Here is an 18,566-nt window from a genome sequence, read left to right as displayed (position 1 = left end):
CCTTAGAGCTTAAATTCATACACGTTTCCTCCTATTTTATCGGCTTTTTCATCGGCGATTAGAAGCGTATTGTTGTCTCTAAAAACTGCAGCTTCTTTTTGTGAAAAGTGATTTAGGCTCACTTCTGTCTGTTTTCCTTTGTGGAATAAATCGCCTTTGAAATCTTTAAATAAAACAATTTTATCATGGCTCAACAAGGCTACTTTTTTGCCGTCGGGGCTAATTGTTGCACTGGTGAGTACACAATGATTGTAATTGCTGCAGGTTTTGAATTCGCCAATTTTAACTGCTTTTTGAGTTCCTTTTGCATTTTTTATTTTGTAAATAAAAGCAGTTCCGTCAAAACCTTTGCTTCGGTTTTTTGTAAAAAGATAAAAATAGCCTCCTTTTTCAAAAAAGCCTTCAACATCATAAAACATTTCTTTTTTCTTTGGTGGAAATTCCGTTTGTTCGGGATACGAAAAAGAAATTTTATATTCGGCGGAAGCCAGATCTTTATTCAGCTGATTTTTTGCGATTTTATAAATACACAAATCTTTTCGTTTGTTATCATTATTTCCAAAATCTCCAATGTAGATATTTCCAGATTTATCTTTTGTAATATCTTCCCAATCAACATTTGTGGCATTTGAAATCGTAATGGTTTTGGCTAATTTCCCTTTAGAATCGATTGCATAAATGGCATTTTTATTTCCACTATCTTCTAAAGTATAAATCATATCTGTTTCTGGAAAATAGGTTATTCCCGAAACTTCTTTTAATTTTTTTGGAAGTGAATAAAGCGTTTTCAAATCACTGTTTGTCTGTTGCTGACAAGCTAATAAAATAATGGAAACGGCTACTAAAAAGGATTTTTTCATAAGATTGCATTTTTATTTTTTGCCACAGATTTCGCAGATTAAATGGATTTTTTTTTCAATTCTTTAATCGGTGTAATTCGTGTAATCTGTGGCAAAAACTTTTAAACTAAATTAGTATTTTTAAAATTGCGAGTAATAAACTCAAAGGCAGCTTGCATGATATGTCCCATTGATTTGGCGTTTTTGAATTTCATATCATTAGTATATCGGTACAATTCCATTTTAAGCTGATTCAAATGTTCTTGTGTTGAAATCGTATCGTGACACATTATATTCAATAATTTTTTAATTCTAGTTTCGGCAGAATGGATACGTTTTGCCAAAATTGCTCTTTCTTCATCTTTGTATTGAATTATCGAACGTTCTTCTAATTTTTCTTTAATCAGCTGAATCATTGGATAATTTTCCTTGAAAAACTGCGGACGATATACTTTGAAATTGCCTTCATAACATTGCTGATCAAAATCAATCGGGCGAATTTTGTAAACTACCTGATCAAAATCGTGAATTGGTACAATGACATAATTATAAGCCCGCATATCGCCTAACAAACGAATCATACAACGCTCATTAAACTTTACAAACTCCTTTGCTATTTGCGCTTTTTCCATTTCGGTACATTTATCCAGCAAAGTATCCATAAAAACATCACCAGGAATTCCGATAATATGCTCTTCAATCAAAGTATCATTATAAACCAAAAAATTGATTTTATCAGGCGAAAGAATATCTTCCAGTTCCAAACCATAAATTCTGGAAGCATCGGCTTTTTTGATATAAAAATGAACGTAATTGTCATTCAGAATATTTCGAACCTTAATTCTAAAAGGCTTCGAATTTCCGAAAGTACAGTAATCAATAGCGTCAATATTTAAAAACTGAATAATTTCAATATTTCCATCCGAATGTAAAAGCGAATAAATTTTCTTCAGATTCAGATCAATTTCATTTCTTTCAAATTCGTTGTAATACACGCGAATCCACAACGTATCCGTTTCATTCTTATCATAAACATTGATTGAGCCAGAAAATCGCAACAAGTCATCGTAAAAAACAGAAACTTTCGAAATACGTTCGTATCTGTCCAAATAACTTAAAAGCGTTTGTGTTAAAGGGTATGTCGGTTTTTTTAAAACCATCAAAGGCTCGCTCATTTTGAATATCTTTAGTACAAATTTACATTAAATAAAATTTAGCGTAACAATATTAAACTTGATTCGTCATACTAAAAACTAAAACCGAAAAAATTTGGAAACCATCCTTACCATCGAAAATCTCAGCAAACAATACGGGCGCATTCATGCACTCAAAAATGTTTCTTTCAGCATTCAAAAAGGTCATGTTTACGGAATTCTTGGCCCTAACGGAAGCGGAAAATCAACTACTTTAGGAATTGTACTGAATGTTGTAAATGAAACAACAGGCAGTTATAAGTGGTTTGACGGAAAAATGCAAACACATGAAGCCTTAAAAAAAGTAGGCGCCATTATCGAGCGTCCAAACTTTTACCCTTACATGACAGCTGAAGAAAACCTGAAATTAGTCTGCAAAATTAAAAACATCAATTATTCTAAAATTGAGGAAAAACTGAATCTTGTTGGTTTAACCGAAAGAAAAGACAGCAAATTCAGCACATTTTCATTAGGAATGAAACAGCGTTTAGCAATTGCTTCGGCATTGTTGAATGATCCTGAAATCCTAATTTTAGATGAACCAACAAATGGTTTAGATCCGCAGGGAATTCATCAGATTCGTGATATTATCAAAGAAATTGCATCGCAGGGAACAACCATTTTATTGGCTTCGCATTTATTAGACGAGGTCGAAAAAGTATGCTCACATGTTGTTGTTTTAAGAAAAGGCGAAATTTTATATTCAGGTTCTGTTGATGCAATGTCGGCAAATGAAGGCTTTTTTGAAATTTCTTCGAATGACAATCTGGTTCTAAAATCAATTTTGAATGATCATCCGGCTGTTGGACAAATTAAGGACGAAGACGGAAAAGTTTTGGTTTACCTAAAATCAGATTTATCCGCTTCCGATTTAAATCAGTTTTTATTCTCAAAAAATATCGTTTTAAATCATTTGGTAAAACGCAAAAACAGCCTGGAAGCACAATTTTTAGAATTAACCAAAAACGCCACCATCCAAAAAAACTAAACCATGAACAGACTTATCTCTATAGAACTTCAAAAAATCTGGAAAAACAAAGCCAGCAAAATTCTCACTTTGGCTTATTTTATTTTACTCTCTTTTATAGCCTTGATTGCTTCAATAAAATTTGACATTGGTCCTTTCAAATTTCATTTAGCCGAAATGGGAATTTTCAATTTTCCTTTCATCTGGCATTTTAATACCTATGTTGCAGCCTGGTTAAAGTTTTTTCTTGCCATTGTAATTGTTTCAATGATGGCGAACGAATATAGCTATGGAACTTTGAAACAAAATCTAATTGATGGTTTAAGTAAAAAGGAATTTATATTATCGAAATTCCTGACCGTTGTTCTTTTTGCTTTTATTTCGACCGTTTTTGTTTTTGTAATGAGCTTGATTCTCGGATTAAGTTTTTCATCTTACAATGAATTTGGAATCATTTTTTCTGATTTAGATTATCTTTTAGCCTTTTTTGTAAAACTTACAGGATTCTTTTCATTCTGTTTGTTTTTAGGAATTTTAGTAAAACGTTCGGCTTTTGCTTTAGGATTTCTTTTAGTTTGGAATATAATAGAAGGAATAATACGAGGTACATTGGCATTTAAAGTTTTCCCAGACAGTAATACCGATGAGAAAATTACACAATTTCTACCATTAGAATCAATGTCTAATTTAATTGTTAACCCAGCCCCAAGATTATCTGTAGTTAAAAGTATTGGCACACAAATGGGAATTGAAACAGATATTGATTATAGTGTAAGTTATTCTGCAATTCTGATCGTTTTAATCTGGACATTTTTATTTATATATTTTTCTTACAACTTATTAAAAAAACGAGATTTGTAGTATATTTGCTGGGCTATGAATCATATAAAAGTTTTTTTATCTATTTTCATTTTATGTTGTTTATCTCTCAAGATGAACGCTCAATATATTAACATAGATGACCAAAGAACGCCTCAGCAACTTATTGAAAATGTATTAGTCAACAGCTCTTGTGCTACGACATCAAATTCTTCAGGAAAAGGAGACACTTTCACAGCGGGACAGCAGAGTTTTGCTTATTTCAATGCTGGGTCAAGCAGTTTTCCTTTTGCTGAAGGTATTATTTTAACAACTTCACCAAGTAGACAAGCAGTAGGACCTTACGTTAGTAATAATGGCGGAGGAAATGTTAACTGGACAGGCGATGCTGATTTGAATAACATTCTCGGAATCAATTCAATAAACGCAACTGTTTTAGAGTTTGATTTTGTTCCTTTAACGGATGTCCTAAGTTTTAATTACATTTTTGCTTCTAATGAATATCAGTCTTTTTTCCCTTGTGAATACTCCGATGGGTTTGCATTTTTAATTAAAGAAGTCGGAACTTCCGATCCGTATAAAAATTTAGCTGTATTGCCGAATAGTACAATTCCGGTTTCTTCAACAAACGTTCGACCAAAAATTGAACCCGGAGTTGCATCAAACGGAGACCCTTATCCGGGATGTCCTGCTGTTAATCAAAATTATTTTAACGGTTTAAACAACAATACAAGTCCAGTAAATTATGCCGGACAAACTATTGTAATGAATGCCCGAACTAATGTAGTTGCCGGAAAAAAATATCACATAAAACTTGTTATTGCAGATGATAAAAACCAATATTATGATTCGGCAGTTTTTTTACAAGCCGGCAGTTTTTCATCAAAAATTGATTTTGGCGCTGATCAAACGGCATTATCCGGCAATCCTTTATGTTTTGGAGAAGAAGCAATATTAGACACAAAATTATCCGCTTCATATGATTTTAAATGGTATAAAGACGGCGTGCTTTTACCAGGTGAAAAAAGTCCAGTTTTACATGCCACAACATCTGGAGTTTATAAAGCAGATGTTACACTAACTCCTTCTACTTGTACTTTGACGGGAGAAGTCAAAATTGAAGTTGCTCCTGAAATTCTTTCAACAAATACAACATTGGTTCAATGCGATGATAATAATGACGGTATAAGTGTATTTGATTTAAAAAAAGTTGATAATCTGATTAAAAATAATGCATCAGATATTACAAATAGCGGTTATTATGAAACTCTAACCAATGCGCAATCCAAATCAAATCCGATTGCGAATCCAGAAAAGTACACAAATAAGAGCGTAAATCAAACTGTTTATGGAAGAATTGAAAACAAATTTGGCTGTTTCAAAATTGCCGAAGTAAAACTTCAAATTTCAAATAATACACTTTCAGCTCAAAATCCAGTCAAAACTTGTGACAGTGACGACAAACAAGATGGTCTTTACCAATTTGATCTTCAAGCACAAGTAACTCCACAATTAACAACTGGTATTCCAGCTGGTTTAGAAGTGCATTATTTTTTAAGTTCAAATGATGCTTTTACAGAAACAAATGTTTTACCTAATATTTTTAAAAACACTACTGCTTTTACGCAAACCATTTATGCACGAATTATAAATGGAGCTGATTGTTACAGCATTTCACCAGTTACACTTGTTGTAAACACTTTTGATCCGCCAAATTTTGAAGATGAATCAAAATACATCTGTAAAGGCAGTGATATTGTATTGACTGTTGCTCCAGGTTTCAATAGTTATTTATGGAGTCCCGGAAGTGAAACTTCAAATTCAAAAACAATAACGGCACCTGGCGATTATAGTGTGACAGTGACGGATGCAAACGGCTGTCAGAAAACAAAAAAATTCAAAGTGATTTTATCAGAACCTGCTATTATTACAGAAGCAGTAGTAAAAGATTTTTCCGGTACTGACAATTCGGTTTTAATAAAATATACAGGCTCTGGGGATTATGAATTTTCATTAGATGGAAATGTTTTTCAGAATGATCCACAGTTTAATGAAATAGAACCTGGCATTTATTATGCTGTCGCCCGAGATAAAAATGGTTGCGGCCTTTCTAACCGTTTTTTAGTTTATGTTTTGGATTACCCAAGATTCTTCACTCCAAATAATGACGGCTATAACGACTTATGGGCAATTAAAGACATTAATCAGATGCCCGGTTATACAATTCGGATTTTTGATCGTTACGGAAAATTTATAAAGGAAATGAACCAAAACAGCACTGGCTGGAACGGATTATATAATGGTGAGCAATTACCTGCCGATGATTATTGGTTTACGCTTCTTTTTGTCGATGGAAAAAGCGTTAAAGGCCATTTTAGTTTGAAAAGATAAAAACGCCTTATTACTTCCGTCTTTTTTTCTTCAAAAAATAGAATTCGGAAACAAGTAATCTTCAAAAAATACTAAATTTCAAATAATTAGGGATAAAAACCACTCAATTTCTCGAAGAAATTAAAATAAAACTTATTTTTGATTGGGGCGATTCAATTCTGTATACAGCCATTAACCAAGCCAATGAAAAAAACTTTACATTTCCTATTGTTTATTTTTTGTACGATAAATTGTTTCTCGCAATTTAGCAAAACACATTATATACCACCATTGATTTGTAATCCTGCATTATTAGTCAGCGATCAATATTTATACATTTCAACTCCAAGCGTTGCCAATGTAAATTTTAAAATTATTGCCAATGGAGGAAGTGTCATAAACGGCACCGTAAACAGCAATAATCCCTATCGATATTATATTGGAACAGGCCCTGGCACACAATTATTTGCACCTTTATTAAGTACTGGAGTTGTATCAAACCGAGGTTATGTAATTGAAGCCGAAGATCTAATTTATGTAAGTGCAAGAGCGAATGCTGTACCTGCTCAAAACGGAACATTTAATCACGCTGGAGGATTAGTCTCTAAAGGAAATAGTGCACTAGGTACCACTTTTAGATTAGGTGCAATGTTAAATCCGCTTTCTGATCCAACTTTAGCCAATTTTACATCTATAATGGCAACAGAAAACGGCACAAAAATTACCATTTCAAATATCCAGAACGGAACCAAACTTTCTGACGGGACAACTGTTAACGGACCAATAACTGCTACATTGAACAAAAATGAAAGTTACATACTCTCTTTATTCAATAACAATACAAGCGAAACTCCATCAAATAGCTCTAAGCTAATTGGAGCATTGGTTATGTCTGATAAACCAATTGTAGTCAATACAGGTTCTTTTGGAGGAAGCAATAGTACAGAAATTGGCATGACTCAAAATGGTGGCACAGCTCCTTTGGGAAGAGATGTGGGTTTTGACCAAATTGTTTCGTTAGAAAAAACAGGAAAAGAATACATTTTTATAAAAGGTCTTGGAACAGACGAATTGGAGCGTATTTTACTCGTAGCACATTACGACAATACTGAAATATTTATTAATGGTTCTACTTTTCCATATAAAACGCTAAAGAATGGCGAATATGCCGTTATCGACGGAAACCAATTCAACAATGGAAGTTTGTATGTAAAGACATCTGCCAATGTTTTTGCCTATCAAAGCATTGGAGGAACAAATCATCCGGCAAATCAAAATTTATTTTTTGTTCCGCCAATAAATTGCGCAACGCCAAATACAGTCGATAACATTCCACAGATTCAATCTATTGGCAATAATACTTTTAACGGATTTCTGAATATTGTAACCGAAACCGGAGCTATCGTGTCATTAAATAATAGTCCAATCACATCTGCTCCAATAGCAATTGAAGGAACAACAGATTTTGTTCGCTACAGTGTATCGGATTTATCTGGAAATATAGCTGTAAAATCAACAAAACAAGTATATGTTTCTTATTTTGGAACCAATGGAGCAGCAACTTATGGAGGCTATTATTCAGGTTTTGATTTAAAGCCTGAAATTGTCAGCGGTAAAATAACATTAAATAATTCCTCTTGCATTCCAAATGTATCTTTAAAAATAAATACGCTTTCTTCTTATGATACCTTTCAATGGTACAAAAACGACGTTTTAATTCCCGGCGAAACTAAAAATAATTTCACTCCATCAGAACCTGGTTTTTATCAGGTAAGAGGAAGTATCTCTGGCTGTGTAAGTGATGTTTTCTCAGATAAAATTCCGGTAAGCGAATGTCCTATAAATATTGATAATGACTTAGCCAATGACAATATTGATGTTGATTATGATAATGACGGAATAACAAATTGTACTGAATCATACGGAGATATGCCAATTAATATCTCAAATCCAAGTTCAGGTTTGGTAAAAACAGGAACTTATTCTAATTCTTTTATGGGTACCGTTACAACCAACTCAACGGCCGCTCCTGTTCCTTTTACAGGAAATGCAGATGGAAGTTTTATTACCGATGTCATGCCGGGAAAAGGTTTTTCTGTAGACTATAAACTGATTTTCTCAAAACCAATAAATATTCGTTTAGAATATAGCAACAATGCCAATGTAACTGATTTATTAAACTCAGATTCAGAATACATTATCAATTCAGATATTGATAAAACAGTTACCATTTTAAATCCTGATAATCAATTATTAATTGATACAAATTATGATGGAATTTATGAAAGCGGCGTTACTCAATTTTCTTCTTTTGAAATTCGATTCCGTTTAAATGGAAGTGTTCCATTGCCAGCAGGAACGGGAACATTCAAATTTCGGTCTTATCAAACACAATCATTTAAAATCACACATAAAAACCTATTAGACACTGCTGGAAATAAAGCAACATTTAAACTTACCGCGACTTGCGTTCCAAAAGATACGGACGGCGATGGGATTCCGGATCAATTAGATTTAGATTCTGATAATGACGGAATCACTGACATAATTGAATCACAACTTAAACCGATTCCTTTATCAAATACCGATTCTAATTTAGATGGTCTCGATGAAATTTTTAATGTTACAGCAACAACAATTGATATTGATAATGACGGAATTCCGAATTATCTAGATTTAGACAGCGACAATGACGGAATATATGATTTGACCGAATCAGGAAGCAATGCTCCAGATGCAAATCGAGATGGAATAATTGATACGATGACTTTTGGATTTAACGGCTTATCAGATGCTTTAGAAACCAATCCAGACAATGGAATTTTAAAATATACCGTTTTAGATTCGGATAATGATGGAATAAAAAACCACACCGAAATTGACAGTGACAATGACGGCTGTAATGATGTTATAGAAGCTGGATTTTCTGATCCAAATTTTGATGGGCAATTAGGAAATCTACCGGTTAATGCAAACTCTTTCGGAATTGTAACTAGCAGAACCGATGGTTATACTGTTCCAAATGGCAATTATATTATTGCAACTCCAATTATAATTACTAAACAGCCCGAAAATCAAACCGTTTGTGAATTAGAAAAAGCTATTTTCAATATCGAATCGAATGCTGATACTTTTCAATGGCAATCTTCTAGCGATGGCGGAAATACTTGGAATGCCTTAACCGAAAACGCAACTTACACAGGAACTAAAACTTCTTCCTTAACCATTCAAAAAACAAATAAAACAATGAATGGTTATCAATATCGCGTGCTTTTAAACAGAAACAACAATGCCTGTGGATTAACTTCTGCAAATTCGGTAAAACTTACACTTTATACTTTACCAGTTTTAAATTCCCCAATTACATTAATTCAATGTGATGACAATACTGATGGAATTTCTAATTTTAATCTAACCGAGAAAAACAGTTTTATTTCAGCCAATTCAGCCAATGAAACATTTTCTTATTATACTACTTTGGCAGGTGCAAATACCAAAGATCCTAATGTTTTAATTTCAAATCCTCTTGCATTTACGAGCAGTAACAAAAATATCTGGACTAGAGTTGAAAATTCAAATGGATGTTTTTCAGTTGCTCAATTGAATTTAATAGTTTCAACAACACAAATAGATCCTAAATTTAAAAGATCTTTTACGATTTGTGATGATTTTGTCGACGCTGTTAATGATGACAAAGACGGAATTGCTAGCTTTGATTTTAGCAGTGTAACCGCTGACATTCAGGCGATGCTTCCTTCAGCTAGCACAAATTATTCTATAAAATATTTCGCAAATGAGGCTGATGCTTTGGCAGAAACTAACGCAATTGCAGATCCTTCAAATTACCGAAATACAACACCAAAACAACAAGAAATCTGGGTTCGCGTTGACAGTAATCTGGACAATGCCTGTTTTGGATTAGGAGCTTACATCACACTTAAAGTAAATCCGAAACCGAATATTGATATCAACATTGATAGAAATGCTGATCAATTAGTATGCTCTAATTTGCCTACGTTTTTTGTCAAACTTGACGCAGGAATTATTGGAAACATTGACCCTAGCACTTATTCTTATATTTGGTCGAAAGATGGAAGTGTTATTCCTGGAGAAACTAATGCAACTTTAGATGTCAACGAAGAAGGAAACTATACCGTAGAAGTTTTTACTAAAGATGCAATCAGCTGTAGCAGAATCCGAAGTATTAACGTAACAGCTTCAGATATTGCACATCTTGATTCCGTTTTCATCTCCGATTTATCAGATTACAATACTGTTGAAGCAAATGTTTCAGGAGCTGGAAATTATGAATACAGTTTAGACGATCCTAACGGTTCATATCAGGAATCCAGCTTATTTGAAAATGTCCGACCAGGCATACATGATCTTTATATAAATGACAAAAATGGATGCGGGAAAGTTTCAAAAACTGTAGCAGTACTTGGAATTCCGAAGTTTTTCACACCAAATAATGATGGATATAATGATTACTGGAACCTTCAGGGAGCAGATGACACTTTTAATTCGGGTGCCAAAATCCTTATTTTTGATCGATATGGTAAACTAATCAAGCAACTTACAACTTCAGGTGATGGTTGGGATGGCACTTTCACAGGTAATCCGATGCCAGCAGATGATTATTGGTACACTTTAAAACTAGAAGATGGACGAGAAGCAAAAGGTCATTTTAGTTTAAAAAGATAAAAATTAAAATTTCAAATTTTGGAAATTCCAAATTTCAATGTTTTAAACAAGATAAACTGAACAAAAAAAAATCCCAAACTCCGATTGGAATTTGGGATTTTTTATATTGAGAATTAAAATCAATTAGATTTTATATCTTTTTCTATCAGTTTCACTCAAATAAATCTTTCTCAAACGAAGAGATTTTGGAGTAACTTCAACGTACTCATCTTTTTGAATGTACTCTAAAGCTTCTTCTAAAGAGAATTTGATAGCTGGAATAATTCTAGCTTTATCATCAGCTCCAGAAGAACGTACGTTAGAAAGTTTTTTCGTTTTAGTAACGTTAACCGTCATATCGTCGCTACGAGTATTTTCTCCAATTACCTGACCTTCGTAGATATCCTCGTTAGGATCAACGAAGAATTTTCCACGATCTTGTAATTTATCGATAGAGTAAGGAATTGCTTTTCCGTTTTCCATAGAGATTAATGAACCGTTGTTACGTCCAGGAATTTCTCCTTTGTATGGTTCGTATCCGATGAAACGGTGTGCCATAATAGCCTCACCAGCTGTAGCAGTAAGCAATTGATTTCTTAAACCGATAATTCCACGAGATGGAATATTAAATTTAATAATCATACGCTCTCCTTTACCTTCCATAGAAAGCATTTCACCTTTACGGATTGTAACGAATTCAACAGCTCTACCTGAAAGGTTTTCTGGTAAATCGATTGTTAATTCCTCAATTGGCTCACATTTAACACCATCAACTTCTTTGATGATAACTTGTGGCTGACCAATTTGAAGCTCATATCCTTCTCTTCTCATTGTTTCAATAAGAACAGACAAGTGAAGTACACCACGACCAAAAACCATGAATTTATCAGCAGAATCAGTTTCACCAACTTTCATTGCTAAGTTTTTCTCAAGCTCTTTTGTTAATCTTTCACGGATATGACGAGAAGTAACAAATTTACCTTCTTTACCAAAGAAAGGTGAATCGTTAATTGTGAACAACATAGACATTGTTGGCTCATCGATAGCAATAGTTTGTAAAGCTTCAGGATTCTCAAAATCAGCAATTGTATCACCAATTTCAAATCCTTCAATACCCACTACAGCACAAATATCTCCAGCAACAACTTCTTCAACTTTTCTACGGCCTAAACCTTCAAAAGTGTGTAATTCTTTAATTCTTGATTTGATAACTTTTCCATCTCTTTTTACTAAAGAAATTGGAGATCCTTCTTTTAAAACACCTCTTTCAAGACGTCCAATAGCGATACGGCCTGTAAAAGAAGAGAAATCTAAAGATGTGATCAACATTTGTGGAGTTCCTTCTGAAACTTTCGGAGCTGGAACATTAGCAATAACCATGTCTAATAATGGCTCAATGTTTTCTGTTTGATTTTTCCAATCATCAGACATCCAGTTGTTCTTAGCCGAACCGTAAACAGTTGGGAAATCCAATTGTTCTTCAGTAGCACCTAATTCAAACATTAAGTCAAAAACTTTCTCATGAACTTCTTCAGGAGTACAGTTTTCTTTATCAACTTTGTTAATAACTACGCAAGGTTTAAGACCTAAGTCAATCGCTTTTTGTAATACGAAACGCGTTTGTGGCATTGGACCTTCAAAAGCATCCACTAGCAAACATACACCATCGGCCATGTTCAATACACGTTCAACTTCACCTCCAAAATCCGCGTGGCCTGGAGTATCAATAATATTGATTTTCGTTCCTTTATATTGAACTGATACGTTTTTAGAAGTAATAGTAATACCTCTCTCACGCTCTAAATCATTATTATCTAGAATTAAATCACCTGTGTTTTCGTTTTCACGAAATAATTGACAGTGATACATAATTTTATCAACCAAAGTTGTTTTACCGTGATCGACGTGGGCAATAATTGCAATGTTTCTAATAGATTCCATCTGTGATTTTTAATGGGCGCAAAGGTACACTTTATTTTTTAATAAAAAACGTTTCTAACATAGTTTGCGTATATACAATCAATTAGTTAATACAAAACATCAAAATAGAGACCTCAAAATGAACTTTACTTATTACTGAGTTATAGTTAATTTAACTATATTTGAGGTAATGAAAAGTAAAACTCTCCAAATTACTCTAGTTTATATTCTAGTATCATTATTTATGGCAATAGTCTGTCATAAAATACTTACCACTTATTTTTCGGACATAAAATATTTTAACCTTTTTTTTCTTAAAGATATTTTTTTCATCTTAACCACCGCATTGTTTTTCAAATACATAGTTTCAAAAAACGAAAAAAAGAATGTCACTGTCTTTAAAAAATTAAAAGAGACAAACGAAGAAATTAAAGAATCAAATGAAAAGTATGACATCGTAGCAAAAGCAACGAGCGACACCATTTGGGACTGGAAAATTCAAGAAGACAGCATAAATTGGAATAAAGGAATCGAAGTGATTTTTGGATACAATCCTAACGAGGTTGGAAAAACATCAAAATGGTGGTTTGACAAAATTCATCCTGAAGACAGCATCAGAATGTCTATAAAACTATACTCTTTTATTGAGCAAAAAACCGAAAAATGGCAAGATCAATATCGCTTTAGATGCGCAGATGGAAGCTATAAATATGTCTTAGATCGTGGTTTTTTGTTAAAAGACGAAAACGGAAGAGCCATTAGAATGATTGGAGCCATTCAGGATATCACCAAGCAAAAAGAAGAAGAACAGCGATTAAAATTATTAGAAACAGTAATCACTCAATCAAAAGATTCTATTTTAATTACCGAAGCCAATTCACAGGCGCGAAAAATTCCAAAAATTGTTTACGTAAATCCAGCTTTTTCACAAATGTCGGGATACCTATCAAACGAAATTGTTGGTAAATCTCCGAATATTTTCAAAGGACCTAAATCAGATTCAGAGGAATTAAAAAAACTATTAAGAGCTATCAAAAATGAAGAAGAATGTCTGATAGAAACTATTAGTTACACCAAACAAAAAGAAGAATATTGGGTCAGATTCTCTATGATTCCAATTTTTAACAATGAAGGATCAATCTCACATTGGATTTCAATTCAAAGAGACATTACTGAAGAAAAAAAGCTCGAAACCGAAAAAGAGCATCTTATTCGAGAACTAACTCAAAACAATAAGGACTTAAAACAATTTTCATACATCACTTCCCATAACTTAAGAGCTCCATTATCTAATTTAATTGGACTTCTGAATCTTATCGAAGATATCCCGATCGAAAATCCTGAACTCGAAGAGATATTAGCCGGGTTTACTAAATCGACCCATTTATTAAATGAAACAATTAATGACTTAGTAAAAGTTATAATCATCAAAGACAATCCTTCAATGCAAAAAGAAGAAGTATCTTTGAAAGAAGTCTTCGAAAATGTTTTTAGCCAATTATCTTTTCAGATAGAATTACACAAGCCTATTATCAAACTAAAATTTGAACGTGTACCACTACTTAACACCAACAAAGCATATATTGAAAGTATTTTACTTAATTTGCTCACCAATTCTATCAAATACAAATCGGAAAACAGGAAATTAAAAATATCCATTATTGCAGAACAATTAGACAATAAAGCGATATTAACATTTAAGGACAATGGAATTGGAATTGATTTAGAAAGAAACCGCGACAAAGTTTTTGGACTATATCAAAGATTTCATAATTACCCCGACAGCAAAGGACTTGGCCTATATCTTGTAAAATCTCAGGTTGAAACCATGGGAGGAACAATCAGCATAGAAAGCGAGGTCAATAAAGGGACTACCTTTACAATAACATTTAAAAATTAAATATCATGCTCGAGCAGATCTTATGCATTGACGACGACCCAATCACGTTGATGCTATGCAAAAAAGTAATTTCGAAGTCACAAATTTGCCATGAAATTATTACAGCTCAAAATGGTGAAGAAGCCCTTCATCATTTCAATACCTTAAAATATACCAACAACAAGAACAAAGACAGCAAAAAACCCGAACTAATCTTTTTAGATTTAAACATGCCTGTTATGGGAGGCTGGGAGTTTTTAGACCATTTTACCTCTTCAGATTATACTGAATTCAACACCGCAAATGTTATTGTACTCTCTTCCACAATTGATCCTGAAGACTTAGCCAAAGCAAAAAAATATCCTATAATAATCGATTTCCTTTCAAAACCAATTACACAGCCTATGCTGGAATATCTTAAAAAGAAAATAGATCTCTAAATAAAAAATTCCAATCCGGAAACCTCAGAATAAAATCCAAATTCATTTTTTATTTAAAATTGAAATTTGGATTTTTTTTGTGCTCTTAAATTTCCCATAAGAATAATAGATACAAAAAAAGTCCTCATAAAGAGGACTTTTATATATTCTATAAATTGTCTTTAATTACAATTTAGCAACATGTTTTGTTAATTTAGACTTCAAGTTAGAAGCTTTATTATCATGAATGATGTTCTTTTTAGCTAATTTATCAATCATAGAGATTACAGTTGATAATTTTGCAGCAGCATCAGATTTATCTGTAGCTAATCTTAACGCTTTGATAGCATTACGAGTAGTTTTATGTTGGTATCTGTTAAGAACTCTTCTTTTTTCGTTACTTCTGATTCTTTTTAATGCTGACTTATGATTTGCCATTTTCTTTAATTTTAGATGTAATAATAATTATAAATACTAGTTAAAAAAGAAAAACCTCCCACAATTGCTAAACAACCACTTTGGTTTTAACTAATAAAATAAAAACCGAGACACCAATTTTTATTTTACAAAACTTATTTACAACTAATTTGTAGTCCGTAGGGGAATCGAACCCCTGTTACCAGGATGAAAACCTGGCGTCCTAACCCCTAGACGAACGGACCATAATTCTCCTAAGTTTGGAAACTTTTCAATATGTAATATAACTTGTAGTCCGTGGGGGAATCGAACCCCCCTTACCAGGATGAAAACCTGGCGTCCTAACCGATAGACGAACGGACCGTGCTTCTGTATTGCGGATGCAAAGATACATCTATTTTTTAGTTGCACAATAGTTGAAGCAAAAAAAAATATTTTTTTTTAATATGCCTTCGCAAACAGCACTCTTTTAGAAGAAGGATTCCCAGTAAACACACAGGTTCCTGCCTCTTCAACAGCATCCAAAGGGATACAACGAATTGTCGCTTTTGTTAGATCTTTTATCTTCTCTTCTGTTGCAGCAGTACCATCCCAGTGAGCAGATATAAAACCACCCTTACCTTCTAAAACTTCTTTAAATTCCTCAAAATTATTTACTTCCGTAATGTGAGTATTACGATAATCCAATGCTCTTGTAAATAAATCATTTTGAATTTGCTCTAATAAATCGTTTACATATTCAACGATTTTTTCACTAGCAACAACTTCTTTTGACAAATTATCACGTCTTGCAACTTCAAAAGTTCCATTTTCTAAATCTTTTGGCCCAACAGCAATTCTAACCGGAACACCTTTCAATTCCCATTCAGCAAATTTGAATCCTGGTTTTTGAGTTGTTCTATCATCATATTTCACTGATATCTTCAGCTTTCTTAATTTCGCAGTTAATTCATTAACCGCTGCAGTAATTTGTGCTAATTGCTCATCAGTTTTATGAATTGGAACAATCACAACCTGAATTGGTGCTAAATTTGGAGGCAATACCAATCCCTGATCATCAGAATGTGTCATAATTAAAGCCCCCATTAAACGAGTAGAAACTCCCCATGAAGTCCCCCAAACATGTTCTTGTTTCCCTTCTGCATTAGCAAACTTAACATCAAAAGCTTTTGCAAAGTTCTGACCTAAAAAGTGTGAAGTTCCAGCTTGTAAAGCTTTTCCATCCTGCATCAACGCTTCAATACAATAGGTCTCATCTGCACCTGCAAAACGCTCTGTTTCAGTTTTAAAACCTTTTACAACAGGAATTGCCATAAAGTTCTCTGCAAATTCAGCATATACATTCATCATTTTTTCAGACTCTTCAATAGCTTCCGCTTTTGTAGCATGAGCTGTATGTCCTTCTTGCCACAAAAACTCAGCAGTTCTTAAAAACAAACGAGTACGCATTTCCCATCTTACAACATTTGCCCATTGATTAATCAATAATGGTAAATCTCTATATGACTGAACCCATCCTTTATATGTAGACCAAATAATCGCTTCACTAGTTGGACGAACAATAAGCTCCTCTTCTAACTTTGCATTTGGATCAACCATTAATTTTCCCGGTCTTTCCTCATCATTTTTTAATCTATAATGCGTTACAACAGCACATTCTTTTGCAAATCCTTCCGCATTTTTTTCCTCAGCCTCAAACATGCTCTTAGGTACAAATAAAGGGAAGTAAGCATTCTGATGCCCAGTTTCTTTAAACATTCTATCCAACTCCGCCTGCATTTTTTCCCAGATAGCGTATCCGTATGGCTTAATAACCATACATCCTCTAACTCCTGAATTTTCGGCTAGATCTGCTTTAACAACCAGTTCATTATACCACTTTGAATAATCTTCTGATCTCGTAGTAAGGTTCTTACTCATATAATATAGTTTGGCACAAATTTTGTTTTAATAATTTTAACTAAATAGTTTGACAAAACTAACTATTTTTGTAATGTGCAACAATAAAAAACACCACAGATATGAAAACTTCTACTTCTCTCCGCCAAAACTCAAGTTACTTTTACTTAATTGGATTACTGAGTTTTCTACTTGCATCGTGTGGCTCTTACCAAAATTCCTCTTATTACGATAATGATGGGGTTTACGGTAAATCTACTAACACGTATACACAAACAAGCACCACAAGCACTAATAATCAATATAAAGATTACTTTAAATCACTCCAAGATGACAACCAGCCTACCGAAATTTTTACTGATGTAGACAATTACAGTAATTATGCAGTAAACGACAGCACTCAAACAGCATCAGTTGCTTATCCTGCTTGGGGAAGCGGAACCACAGAAACGTCGGTAACCTATTATTCTGATCCTTCATGGTCTTGGGGAATTGGATTTGGATGGGGATATCCTTATTATGGATACGGATATGGATGGGGATATCCTTACTACGGATGGGGATATTATCCAGGATGGGGTTACCCAGGTTGGGGATATCCAGGTTGGGGCTACCCAGGTTACGGATACTACAATAATTACTCTTACAGCTATGGAAGAAGAGGCTCTGCCGCTTATTACGGATCTAGAGGATATGCATCAAGAAATTCATATGCAGGAAGAGGCTCATATGCAGGAAGGAATTATGCTGGCAGAAGTTATGCTGGAAATAATTTCTCATCAAGAAATTACGCAGGAAGAAGCAGTAATTATAGTACAAATGGCAGAAGTTATTCCGATTTTAGAAGAAGCTCTTCTGTAAATGGCAGAACATATTCAAGTCCAACTTTTACAGACAGAAGAGGGACAGCTCAAGGCCAAAGTAGTGGTTACGATTATTCAAACAGAAGATCAAGCGCAGGGGCAACAAACAGAAGTTACAACCCTTCAAATAGCAGTTCATCAAGAACTTACTCTCCTAGCCCATCTCGTTCTATGAACAGTAGCGGCGGAAGCATGAGAAGCAGTGGTGGCAGCTACAGCGGCGGCGGTGGTGGCGGCGGAAGATCTTACGGTGGCGGTGGCGGCGGAAGAAGATAAAATTTCTTTCGTAAATCATTCA

At 33.8% G+C, this 18,566-nt stretch carries 12 protein-coding genes and 2 tRNA genes; 7 read left to right on the top strand and 7 right to left on the bottom strand.

Annotation, left to right across the window (positions count from 1 at the left end; translation table 11 throughout):
- Nucleotides 1-2 precede the first annotated feature (2 nt).
- Entirely contained in the window at nucleotides 3-860 is an 858-nt protein-coding gene (locus tag ACWA1B_RS10975; protein ID WP_456906787.1) for a hypothetical protein, read from the bottom strand.
- Between the two features lie 101 nt (nucleotides 861-961).
- Entirely contained in the window at nucleotides 962-2,014 is a 1,053-nt protein-coding gene (locus tag ACWA1B_RS10970) for a hypothetical protein (protein ID WP_035647734.1), read from the bottom strand.
- Nucleotides 2,015-2,108: 94 nt separating this feature from the next.
- On the opposite strand from ACWA1B_RS10970, the gene ACWA1B_RS10965 reads away from it, so the two are divergent.
- The 4 genes from ACWA1B_RS10965 (at nucleotide 2,109) to ACWA1B_RS10950 (ending at nucleotide 10,892) form a co-directional block, all read left to right on the top strand.
- Complete coding sequence (locus ACWA1B_RS10965; protein WP_456906785.1) at nucleotides 2,109-3,020, top strand: ABC transporter ATP-binding protein; 912 nt, start codon at nucleotides 2,109-2,111, stop codon at nucleotides 3,018-3,020.
- Nucleotides 3,021-3,023: 3 nt separating this feature from the next.
- Nucleotides 3,024-3,860 (top strand): ABC transporter permease, encoded by an 837-nt coding sequence (locus ACWA1B_RS10960; protein ID WP_456906783.1) that lies wholly within the window; start codon nucleotides 3,024-3,026, stop codon nucleotides 3,858-3,860.
- Between the two features lie 72 nt (nucleotides 3,861-3,932).
- A complete protein-coding gene (locus ACWA1B_RS10955; protein ID WP_456906781.1) occupies nucleotides 3,933-6,209 on the top strand; it encodes a choice-of-anchor L domain-containing protein in 2,277 nt (758 codons plus the stop codon).
- Between the two features lie 183 nt (nucleotides 6,210-6,392).
- The gene (locus tag ACWA1B_RS10950; protein WP_456906779.1) at nucleotides 6,393-10,892 is read left to right on the top strand and encodes a T9SS type B sorting domain-containing protein; all 4,500 of its coding nucleotides are present in this window, start codon (nucleotides 6,393-6,395) and stop codon (nucleotides 10,890-10,892) included.
- A 123-nt stretch (nucleotides 10,893-11,015) separates the two neighbouring features.
- On the opposite strand, the gene typA is transcribed toward ACWA1B_RS10950, so the two are convergent.
- On the bottom strand, nucleotides 11,016-12,812 hold the full coding sequence (gene typA, locus ACWA1B_RS10945) for a translational GTPase TypA (RefSeq protein ID WP_179002297.1): 1,797 nt from the start codon (nucleotides 12,810-12,812) through the stop codon (nucleotides 11,016-11,018).
- A gap of 325 nt (nucleotides 12,813-13,137) precedes the next feature.
- Between typA and ACWA1B_RS10940 the strand changes: the two genes are divergently transcribed.
- Nucleotides 13,138-14,691 carry a PAS domain-containing sensor histidine kinase gene (locus ACWA1B_RS10940; protein WP_456906777.1) on the top strand — a complete coding sequence of 518 codons (1,554 nt, stop codon included), beginning with the start codon at nucleotides 13,138-13,140 and terminating at the stop codon, nucleotides 14,689-14,691.
- Nucleotides 14,692-14,696: 5 nt separating this feature from the next.
- The gene (locus ACWA1B_RS10935; RefSeq protein ID WP_456906775.1) at nucleotides 14,697-15,110 is read left to right on the top strand and encodes a response regulator; all 414 of its coding nucleotides are present in this window, start codon (nucleotides 14,697-14,699) and stop codon (nucleotides 15,108-15,110) included.
- A 165-nt stretch (nucleotides 15,111-15,275) separates the two neighbouring features.
- Here ACWA1B_RS10935 and rpsT read toward each other — a convergent pair whose 3' ends face one another.
- The 4 genes from rpsT to proS all read right to left on the bottom strand — a co-directional run bounded on the left by rpsT (nucleotide 15,276) and on the right by proS (nucleotide 17,426).
- Complete coding sequence (gene rpsT / locus ACWA1B_RS10930) at nucleotides 15,276-15,527, bottom strand: 30S ribosomal protein S20 (RefSeq protein WP_012026903.1); 252 nt, start codon at nucleotides 15,525-15,527, stop codon at nucleotides 15,276-15,278.
- A gap of 152 nt (nucleotides 15,528-15,679) precedes the next feature.
- Nucleotides 15,680-15,751 (bottom strand) — tRNA-Glu (locus ACWA1B_RS10925).
- Between the two features lie 46 nt (nucleotides 15,752-15,797).
- A tRNA-Glu gene (locus tag ACWA1B_RS10920) sits at nucleotides 15,798-15,869 on the bottom strand.
- 78 nt (nucleotides 15,870-15,947) lie between these two features.
- Nucleotides 15,948-17,426, bottom strand: coding sequence for a proline--tRNA ligase (gene proS, locus ACWA1B_RS10915; protein ID WP_456906772.1), 1,479 nt, complete (start codon nucleotides 17,424-17,426; stop codon nucleotides 15,948-15,950).
- Nucleotides 17,427-17,527: 101 nt separating this feature from the next.
- Here proS and ACWA1B_RS10910 point away from each other — a divergent pair, with 101 nt between their 5' ends.
- Complete coding sequence (locus tag ACWA1B_RS10910) at nucleotides 17,528-18,544, top strand: hypothetical protein (RefSeq protein WP_456906770.1); 1,017 nt, start codon at nucleotides 17,528-17,530, stop codon at nucleotides 18,542-18,544.
- The last annotated feature ends 22 nt before the right edge of the window (nucleotides 18,545-18,566 follow it).

Source organism: Flavobacterium xizangense, from assembly GCF_054075145.1.
This window is presented reverse-complemented; position numbering and strand designations above follow the sequence as displayed.